General features: G+C 67.0%; 4 protein-coding genes. All 4 read right to left on the bottom strand.

Going from position 1 to position 9,831, the window contains the following annotated elements:
- Positions 1-3: 3 nt before the first annotated feature.
- Positions 4-5,334: a beta-ketoacyl synthase N-terminal-like domain-containing protein gene (locus ACJH5R_RS05720; protein ID WP_406781468.1), complete on the bottom strand. Its 5,331-nt coding sequence runs from the start codon at positions 5,332-5,334 to the stop codon at positions 4-6.
- Positions 5,335-5,374: 40 nt separating this feature from the next.
- Positions 5,375-7,132, bottom strand: coding sequence for an AMP-binding protein (locus ACJH5R_RS05715; protein ID WP_406759370.1), 1,758 nt, complete (start codon positions 7,130-7,132; stop codon positions 5,375-5,377).
- A 563-nt stretch (positions 7,133-7,695) separates the two neighbouring features.
- Positions 7,696-8,412 carry a thioesterase II family protein gene (locus ACJH5R_RS05710; protein WP_406781467.1) on the bottom strand — a complete coding sequence of 239 codons (717 nt, stop codon included), beginning with the start codon at positions 8,410-8,412 and terminating at the stop codon, positions 7,696-7,698.
- A gap of 137 nt (positions 8,413-8,549) precedes the next feature.
- Positions 8,550-9,815, bottom strand: coding sequence for a serine hydrolase domain-containing protein (locus ACJH5R_RS05705; protein ID WP_406759368.1), 1,266 nt, complete (start codon positions 9,813-9,815; stop codon positions 8,550-8,552).
- Between the last annotated feature and the right edge of the window lie 16 nt (positions 9,816-9,831).

Raw genomic sequence — 9,831 nt, 5'->3', positions numbered from 1 at the left:
CCACTAGATCCCGTCCCATCCGGCCGGAGCCGATTCCACGCTGTCGAACAGCTCATTCAACACACTGTCGGCCGACTCGGGCAGCTCACCGCCGGTGGCCGCCGCGTCGTCTCCGGCATCGTCCTGCGGCAGCAGCTTGCCGGTCAGGTGCGCCGCCAGTGCCGCAGTCGTCGGGTGGTTCCACAGCATGGTGGCTGACAACTCCAAGCCGACCAGCGCTTCGATGTCGCGCCGGACCGCCATTGCCATCACCGAGTTCAGACCGAGTTCGGCGAACGGCCGGTCCAGCTGCAGTTCAGCCTCCGACATGCGAAGCTCGCGCGCCAGAATGCCGCGCAACCCGATTTCCAGCTCGCTCAGTATCTCATCGGCAGGCAGCAGCGCCCAGTCGCGGACCGGTCCGGCGGCATCGGAAGCGGACTCCCCGGGCTTTCCTTCCCTGGGCAGCGGCACCATCACGGCCTGCGCGACGTCGTAGTGCTCGACGTGATCCCAGGCTGCGAAGGCTTCCGCCGGGGTGATGGGCCGCGAACCCATCCGCTCGAGTTCGTGCAGCACGACGTGCGCTTCGGCCCCGAAACCGAGGCCCTTCCACGCCACCCAGTCCAGGCTGACGCTGTGGCAGCCACGCTGATGGCGGGCACGGGCCAGGCCGTCCAAGTAGGCGTTGGCGCTCGCGTAGGCACCCTGGCCGGGCACACCGAACACCGCGCCGGCGGCGGCGGTCATGAAGAAGAAGTCGAGGCTTGTCGGCGGGAAGAGTTCATCGAGCACCTGGGCACCCGCGACCTTGGGCCACATGGTGTCGCGCAGCCGGTCGGCGTCCACCTCGGTGAGCAGCTGGCCCTCGGTGATGCCGGCCGCGTGGATGATGCCACGGATCGGCGGGGCGCCGGCTGCGTCGCGGCGAGCCAACAGGTCGGTCACCGCGGCCCGGGATCCGATGTCGAGAGCGGCCACGTCGACGGTGACACCGCGCCGTTCGAGCGCCCGAATGGCGGCGATCTTGTGGCGGACGCTGGCCTCGATCTCTTCGGAGTCCCAATCGCGCCGAGGCGGCAGGGCGCTGCGGCCGGCCAACACCAGGCGCCGGGCACCTCGATCGGTCAGCCAGCCGGCCATCAGCAGGCCAAGCGCTCCCATACCGCCGGTGATGAGGTAGGCGCCGTCGGGCTGGCACACCATCGGCTCGCGCTGCGGTGGGCCGGAGATCGGGGTGAATCCCGGCGTCAGGAACTGGCCGTCGCGCAGAACCAGGATCGACTTGGCCGGCGTGCGCAGGATGGCCGACAGCGTCGCCGCGCAATCGGCCGCACCGGCGGTGTCATCGCTGGGCAGGTCGACCAGACCGCCGCACAACTGCGGCTGCTCGGCCCGGATCACACCGGCCAGGCCCCACAGGCAGCTTTGACGCACCGCGGCCTCGGAGGTGGCCTCGTGGACACCGTGCGTGATGATCCACAGGGCGGGCGGGTGGGTGTCGCGTTGCGCCAGCGTGGCCACCAGGTCGGCCACCTCGCCGACCAGCCGGGACGCGCAATCCAGGTCCGATTCGCCGGCAAGGCCGGGGTCGGCGACGTAGACGACGGTCTGGGCGTCGGTGATCCCGACACTGTGGTGACCGGCCGCGTTCAGTCCGTCACGCAACCGATCGGCGGCCGCACTGTCCCCGACCACCGTCAGGGTTCCCGGCTGGCCCGGGGTTTGCGGCGCACCATCCCAGGGTTGCCAGTCGATCGCGTGGGCAATGGCGCTCGGGTCATCGGCCGAGGTGGCCGAGCCCAGGGCCGTGTAGCGCAGTCCGCGGACCTCGACGCACCGGGCGCCGCCCGGTGTGGTCACGGCGATGTCGACGACGAGTTCGCCCTCACCGCCGTCGCGCCGGTGCACAGTGACTCCGGCCCGGCCGTCTGCGGGTGCTTCGCCGAAACGGACGTCGTCGACCGACGCGGGCACCATCAGCTCGGGGTTGGCCTCGTCCACCAGGCGTGCAACATGCAGAGCAGCGTCGAGCAACGCAGCCGTCCCAGACTGTGCCGATGTGACATCGGCACGCAACACCGTCGCGGTGGACCGGCCGGAGGCCAGTGACCACTCGAACGGGCGCCCCTCACTGCCCCAGGTGAGCCACAGCGAGGTCACCGCGTCGTCATCGAACTCCGTTCCACTGTGCCCGTTGGTGAACGTGGGGTCGGCGGCCGGCCAGGCGGTGTCGTCACGTGGTGCGATGCGGGCGCTCAGGTGCTTGACCCAGCGCGCGGCCGGGTCGTCGGTCACCGCTTTCGACGACACCGTCACCGACTCGGCATCGGCAAGCACCTGGATGGTCCGCGGCCGGTCGACGATGACGGGGTGTTCGAAACGGATGTCGCGGACCGTCGAGTGCCCGCTCACCTCGAAGGCGGCGTCGGACAGCGTTTGCAGCAGCACCGACGCCGGGACCAGCTCCACCCCATTGTTGCGGTGGCTGCCCGGGTACGGCTTGGTCTCCGGCGACAGCCGCGCTTGCCACAGATGGACGGCCGGTGTGCTGCCGATCTTGATATGAGTGCCCAGCAGCAGACCCGGCCGCGGCGCGGATTCCGCTGCAGTGATGGAGTTTTCGACGTCAAGCCAGTGGTGGGTGTGCCGCCACGGGGTGGTCGGCAGCACCGGGTACGGACCGCACGCGTGCGGTAGTTCGCGAGGGCTCACCGGGTGCGCGCTGTTGAGATGCTGATGGAAGACGACGGTGTCGTCACCGTCGCGCACCAGAGTGGCGACGCTGCAGTGCGGCACCGCCTCCAGGATCTCGTCGATGGTGTGGGTCAGGATCGGGTGCGGGCTGATCTCGATGAACGTGCCGTACTTGTCCCCTGCGGCGGCAACCGCCTGGTTCACCCGGGCCGGCTGACGCACGTTGTCGGCCCAGTAGCCGGCGTCGAGCACCGGGGTGGGTCCGGCCGGATCGACCACGGTGGAAATGAATGGGATCTGCGGCATTTGTGGGGTCAGGTCGGCCAACTCGGCACGCAGCTCATCCAGGATCGGATCCATGAACGCGGTATGGGAAGCCACTTCCATATTCACCCGCCGCGCAAACCGCTCCTGGGCAGCCACTGCAGCAATCACCGCATCCACATCCGCCGGCGAACCCGCCACCACCGTCTGCCGCGGCGACAAATACCCCGCCACCTCAACACCGGGATAACCCACCAACAACTCCTGGGCCGCGGCGGCATCCAACTCCAACAACGCCACCGCACCCTGACCGGCCTGACGCGACATCAACGCCGACCGCACCCCGATCACCTTCAAACCCTGCTCCGGCGTCAGCGCCCCGGCCACCACCGCCGCAGACACCTCCCCCATCGAATGCCCAATCACCGCATCCGGAACAACCCCATACGACCGCCACAACGCAGCCAACGCCAACTGCAACCCCATGATCACCGGCTGCACCTGCGCATCACCAGAAATCTCAACGCCCTGCGCAATCACCTCACGCAGCGAAAAACCCACCTGCCGAACAAAAACCGGCTCCAACTCAGCAACAGCATCGGCAAACACCGGCTCATCGGCCAACAACCGACGACCCATCCCCACCCAATGCGAACCCTGACCCGAAAACACAAACACCGTGCCAGGCCCGGGCAGCGCCGCAGCGGGCTCCACCACACCCGGCGCAGCGTCGCCGGCGGCAAGCGCCGTCAAACCCGCGATGGCGTGCTCGTGATCGCGGGCGGCGACGGTGGCGAACTTCTGATGGCGGGTGCGGTGATGGTTGAGCGCATGTGCAATATCGGGCAGGGCGATCTCGGCGCCGTCGGTGGCCATCCACTGTGCGAGTACTCCCGCGGTTGCCGCGATACGCGCCGGCGACTTCCCCGACACCACCAACGTGCTCACCGGCACCCCAGCAGCCCCCGGAACAACCTCAACATCGGGAGCCTGCTCCACAATCACATGCGCATTAGTGCCCGACACCCCAAACGAAGACACCCCCGCCCGACGCGGCCGCGACACCACCGGCCAGTCCATCGCCGCACCCGCAACCTGAAACTTCGACGCCCCCACACCCGCATTCGGCGTCAACTCCGAAAAATTCAAATGCCGCGGCACAAACCCCTGCTGCACCGACAACACCGTCTTAATAAACCCCGCAACACCCGAAGCCGACTCCAAATGCCCCAGATTGGTCTTCACCGACCCCAACACCAACGGCGCCGACCCAGCACGCTCACCAAACACCGCCGCGAGCGCATCCAACTCAATCGGATCACCCAACGCCGTCCCCGTGCCATGCGCCTCGACATAATCGATATCCGCCGGCGACAACCGCGCCGACGCCAACGCCGCCCGCACCACCTTCTGCTGCGCCGGACCCGACGGCACCGTCTGACCCGACGACGGCCCATCCTGATTCACCGCCGAACCCCGCACCACCGCCAGAACCCGATCACCATCACGCTGCGCATCCGACAAACGCTTGAGCACCACCACCCCAGCGCCTTCAGAACGAACGTAACCGTCAGCAGCCGCATCGAAGGTCTTGCACTGCCCATCGGGGGCCAACATCCCCCACCGCGACGTCGCAATACTGTTCTGCGGGGTCAAAATCAGGTTCACCCCAGCCGCCAACGCCTGATCCGACTCCCGACGCCGCAAACTCGCACACGCCAAATGAATCGTCACCAACGACGACGAACACGCCGTATCCACCATCATCGCCGGACCATGCACACCCAAGAAATACGACAACCGCCCCGCCGCAAAATTCGGCGCATTCCCAAAGGGGACGTAGGGGTCGATTTCTTCTTCGCGAATCTTGCCGATGATATTGAGCGTGTAATCGTTGGTGGTCATGCCGACGAAGACGCCGGTCGCAGTGCCCCGGATCGCCTCCTTAGTGATCCCGGCATGCTCCAACGCCTCCCAGGCCACCTCCATCAACAACCGCTGCTGAGGATCCATCGCATCGGCCTCACGCGGCGAAATACCAAAAAACTCCGCATCAAACTCAGCCGGCTGCCACGACGTCAAAAACCCGCCCTCACGAGAACAAATCGTCCCCGGAACCGAATGATCCGACGAATAGAACGCATCCGCATCCCAGCGATCCGCCGGAACCCGCACAATGCCCGAACCCTCATCACACAACAACTGCCACAACGCAGCCGGACCATCCACCCCACCAGGCAGACGACACCCCAAACCCACCACCGCAATCGGCTCAGTATCACCGGCCTCAGCCACCGCCAACCGCGCCGTCAGATCATCAATCTTGCGCAGCGCCTCAGCAACAATCGCCCGACGATCCGGCCCCCCGACCGGCGCAGCACTCTTCTCGCTCAACTCAACCTCCCCGAGAGCCGCGCGAGCAGCTCGTCATCTGTCATACAGACCGAGCAGTAGCATCCAGTCGGTCGAACCCGTCACGCTGATAGATCTCCACACAGCTGGAGCGGCGAATCTTGCCACTGGTCGTGATCGGGATGGCACCCGGCGACACCAGGACCAGGTCTCCGCTCATCAGACCGTGCGCCTTGGACAACGCGGCCGTCACTTTGCGACGTACCTCGGTCAGCCTGTCCAGGACCTCCTCATCGGACCCCCCCTTGTTCTTGAACTCAGCGATCGTAACAAGCTGCTCTGCTTGACTGTTCGGGATCGAGACCGCGGCGACACGCCCACCGGTGATTTCCTGAACGGTGGCCTCGATGTCGTCCGGGTAGTGGTTGCGCCCGTCGACGATCAGCAGATCCTTGATCCGGCCGACGATGTAGAGCTCTCCACCGGAGATGACGCCGAGGTCGCCGGTCATGAGCCAGGGCCCCTGTGGCGTGCCGGGGGTCGGGTCGACCAGCTTGCCGCCGAAGGTGGCCTCGGTGGCCTGCTGGTTGTGCCAGTAGCCCGCCGCGACGTTGGGGCCGTGCGTCCAGATCTCGCCGACTTTGCCTTCCGGGTTCTCGGTCTGGGTTTCCGGGTCCACGATACGCACGGTGCAGGCCCGGGGGACACCACAGCTGACCAGCTCGACGCCGCCTTCGGCCCCGCTCGGCTCGGCCGTGCCGGCGGCCAGTTTGGCGTAGTCGAAGCGTGCGGTCGGCGGCGGTGTGCCGGGGGTGTTCGAAGTGAGGTAAACGCTGGCCTCGGCGAGCCCGTAACCGGGCCGCAGGGCGGCCGGGTTCAGATTGAACTTGGCGAACCGGTCGACGAAGCGTCGCAGCGTCGCGGCGTGAATCCGCTCTGCGCCGAAGCAATAGGTGTGCACGTTGCCCAGGTCGAGCCCAGCCATGTCCTCATCGGATGTACGCCGCACGGCCAGCTCATAGGCGAAGTTCGGCCCACCGGTGAAGCCGATGGGAGCCTTGGCGAGTTCCTGCATCCAGCGGGCAGGCTTGGCGAGGAACGCCATCGGGCTCATGTGCACCGTGGGCACGCCCAAAACCAGCGGGTAGATGACGGTGCCGAGCAGGCCCAGGTCGTGGTAGAACGGCATCCACGACACCATGTGGAGCCCCTCCGGCGGGTTCCCGCCGGTCAGCTCGAAGGTGTCGTCGGCCATCTGCCGCATGTTCGAGACGGCGTTGGTGTGGGTGACCATGACGCCGGCAGGGGTCCGAGTAGAGCCGGACGTGTACTGCAGGAAGGCGACCTTGGTCTGCGCGGTCGCGGTGGGTGCCGAAGCCGGCTCGGAGTCCAGATCCAGGGCGTCGACCTCGATGACCACCGGCGGCTTCCCGCCCAGGCCCTTGATCGAGTTGGCGATGTCACCGACAGCCGCCGACGTCGTCAGGATCGCGGCAGGAGAGCTGTCCCGCAGCGCCGCCGACACGCGCTCGTCGTGTACGCCGAACATCGGCACCGGCAGCGGCACGGCGATCATGCCCGCCTCTAGCGTGCCGTAGAACCCGACGATGTACTCGAGGCTCTGTGGGGCCAGGATGGCCACCCGGTCTCCCGGCGAGGCGCAGGTGGCCAACTCGGCCGCCACGACCCTCACCCGGTTGCGCAACTGCGACCAGGTGACGGTCTCGCGGTAGCCGGCGGGGTCGACGTCGAAGTCGATGAACGTGTACGCAGGCTGGTCCGGCTGGTCCCGTTCCAGGTTCGCCAACAGGGTCGGGATGTGCGTTTCAGTTACCGACATTGCGTTGTTTTCTCCTTGTGCTGTCAGGTCCGTGGACCTCACCTGCTGAGTACTTCGGCCCCGTCGAGAGTCGTTGCGCTTGCTGTCCGAGCTGACGGTTTCGCTGCGCAAGGTCCCTGCACAGCGGAGGTATGCAATTGGATTAGCGACATTTGGGACGGTTCCCCCGCGGGATCAGAGCTTGCGGGCACCCCCAGCGGAGTTGCTCAGCTGAATACTTCAGCCTCAGCGCACGTCGGTTGCTCGCCGTGCCGGGTAAAGACGGGGGCGGGGACCTCCGAGCGCCGAGATCGCCCGGCCGACACGGCCGGTGCGGAGGATTCGACCAACGACACGGGTACCCCTTCTGGATGTTTGAACCTGCGCTAAAACTCCTTGGACCCCGACATCCCAGGCGTTTCCCTCCGCGGAGGCTACCACGGACGCGCTGCTGACAGGCAATTTATGGCCCGCGTACAGCGCAAACGCAGCAGATCCGCCATAGTAGCGGAGAAGTCAATTACGCGCATCACGAGTAACTTCGGCACCAAGTGCCCATTCACATTCCGGGGTGGCCAGGCGCGTCATCCTTGGCAGTGCTGCGCGATTTTCTTCTCGATATCTCCGACCAGCTCCGGCAGGTGTTCGGTGAGGTAGAAGTGGTGGCCGGGCGCAGTGAACACCCGCGCGCTGAATTCGGCGGTGGTGCGCTCCGCCCAGGGACCCACCTTTTCGTCGGTGGCGACGTCATCTTCGTCACCATGGAACGCAAAGATCGGACAGGACACCCTCGCCTCGGGCGGGCAGTCGTAGTTCGCGATGGCTTTCAGGCCGCGCAGCGTCGGCAGAATCTTGGCCGCGAACTCCTCATTCTCCAAGAATTCGGGGTTGACTCCCGTCATGCTGCTGACGGCGTCCAGCAGGCCGCGATCGGACTCGGGAATGTTGTCGTACCCGGCTCGTCCCGGTGCGCCCGCCGCCGACACGAACAGCGCGGCAATCCGATGTCCGTCCGCCTCGAACCGGCGTGCCACCTCGAAGGCCAACAGCGCACCCATGCTGTGACCGAAGAAGGCGACCGGTCCGTCGGACGGCGCCGGCGCTACGACGGTCTTGCAGACCTGGTCGGCGAGGTCTTCGATGCTGGTGAAGGCGCCGAGGTCGTGGGTTCCGCCCTTACCCGGGTATTGAACGCCGATGCGTTTGACATCGGTGGTGAAGGTCTTGGAGAACGGAACGTAGTACTGCGGCGATCCGCCGGCATGCGGGAAGATGTAGAGCTTCGGCGTACGGTCAGTCACTCGGCAACCTTAGCGGCGATCGCGAACCCGGCGGAGCCGGGTGAAGCGGGTCACCGCCATTCAGCACAGCGGCGATCGCGAACCCGGCGGAGCCGGGTGAAGCGGGTCACCGCCATCGGCACAGCGGCGCAGCAGCGCTAGCCGGCCGCGGCATCCGGCGCGGCGAACGGCTCCCCCAACTGCGGGATCGGGGTGTAGCCCTGCCGGCGTCCCCGGGCCACGCCCCGGCGGATCAGCGCGGCCGTACCGACGAAACCGGCATGGTCGAGCGCCACGAACGGGGTCAACAGGCGGTTGTGCACAAAGCCGATCGCCAGCCCGGAGGCCGGATCCGCCCAGCCCATGGAACCGCCCAGGCCGACGTGACCGAATCCGGGCAGCACCGGCCCAAATGGGATCGCGTGATAGCCCAGGTGGAACGCCAGCGGAACCCCGATGGTGCGGTCCAGTTCGAGGGTGTGCGGACCGGTCAGGCCCGCCACAAGCCGGGGCGACAGGAATTGGGTCCCGTCGATCTGCCCGTCGTTGGCCAGTGCGCCGTACAGGCGGGCCAGCCCACGAGCGGTGGCCACCCCGTTGAGGGCGGCGGCCTCGGTGTCCAGGAACGGGATGCCGCCGCGGACGGTGTCCATCACCCCCGGGAAGTAGAAGGCGCCCAGGCCCCCGTAGCGCTGCGCCGCGGCGGCCCTGGGCGCCAGGAGGTCCACTACGACGTTGCGTCGGCTGCGCTGGGGCATGATGATCTCCGCGGCGACGGTCGGCGCGTCGGCGGGCGGGCGGCCCAGGTGCAGACCATCGACACCGAGCGGCCCGGCCAGCTCCGTGCGGAACAACTCACGCATGCCGACGCCGGTGACACTTCGGGCCAGCCCAGACACCAGCCAGCCGTAGGTCAGCGCGTGATAGGCGGGTTTGCCGCGTTCGGGTCCGGGCGCCGCGGCGGCCATCCGGGCTTCCATCGTCACGTGGTCCAGCAGATCTGCCCTGCTGGCACCGTTGAGGTGGGTCAACCCTGCCCGGTGCCCCAACAATTGGCGAACGGTGATCTCGGTCTTGCCGTTCGCGCCGAACTCCGGCCAGTACTGCGCCACCGGCACGTCGTAGTCGATGAGTCCGGAGTCGACCAGCCGGTGGATGACCGTCGACGCCGCACCCTTGGTTGCCGAGAACACCATGGCCCCGGTGTCAGCCGACCACGGCACCTGCCCCGCCCGGTCGGACCACCCGGTCCACACGTCTACCACGGGCTGTCCATCGAGGTAGATCGCCAACGCCCCGCCACCAAAGCGGCGGCCCGGGAACATCGCGGCGAAAGCGCGCACAGCACACGAGAAATTCGGGTCGGCCGCGCCGTGCACGTTCGCCGGAAGCTGTGCCCGACGAACCTCGAGATGCTGTGTCATGGTGGGGAATCTACCG

The organism is Mycobacterium sp. SMC-19, assembly GCF_045310815.1.
GTDB lineage: Bacteria > Actinomycetota > Actinomycetes > Mycobacteriales > Mycobacteriaceae > Mycobacterium.
Note: the sequence above shows the minus strand (reverse complement) of the source record. Positions and strands in the feature narration are given on the sequence as shown.

Excerpts from the sequence above, each read along its gene's own strand:
- ACJH5R_RS05715 (WP_406759370.1), bottom strand. The coding sequence starts at position 7,132 with ATGTCGGTAACTGAAACGCACATCCCGACCCTGTTGGCGAACCTGGAA.
- ACJH5R_RS05705 (WP_406759368.1), bottom strand. The coding sequence starts at position 9,815 with ATGACACAGCATCTCGAGGTTCGTCGGGCACAGCTTCCGGCGAACGTG.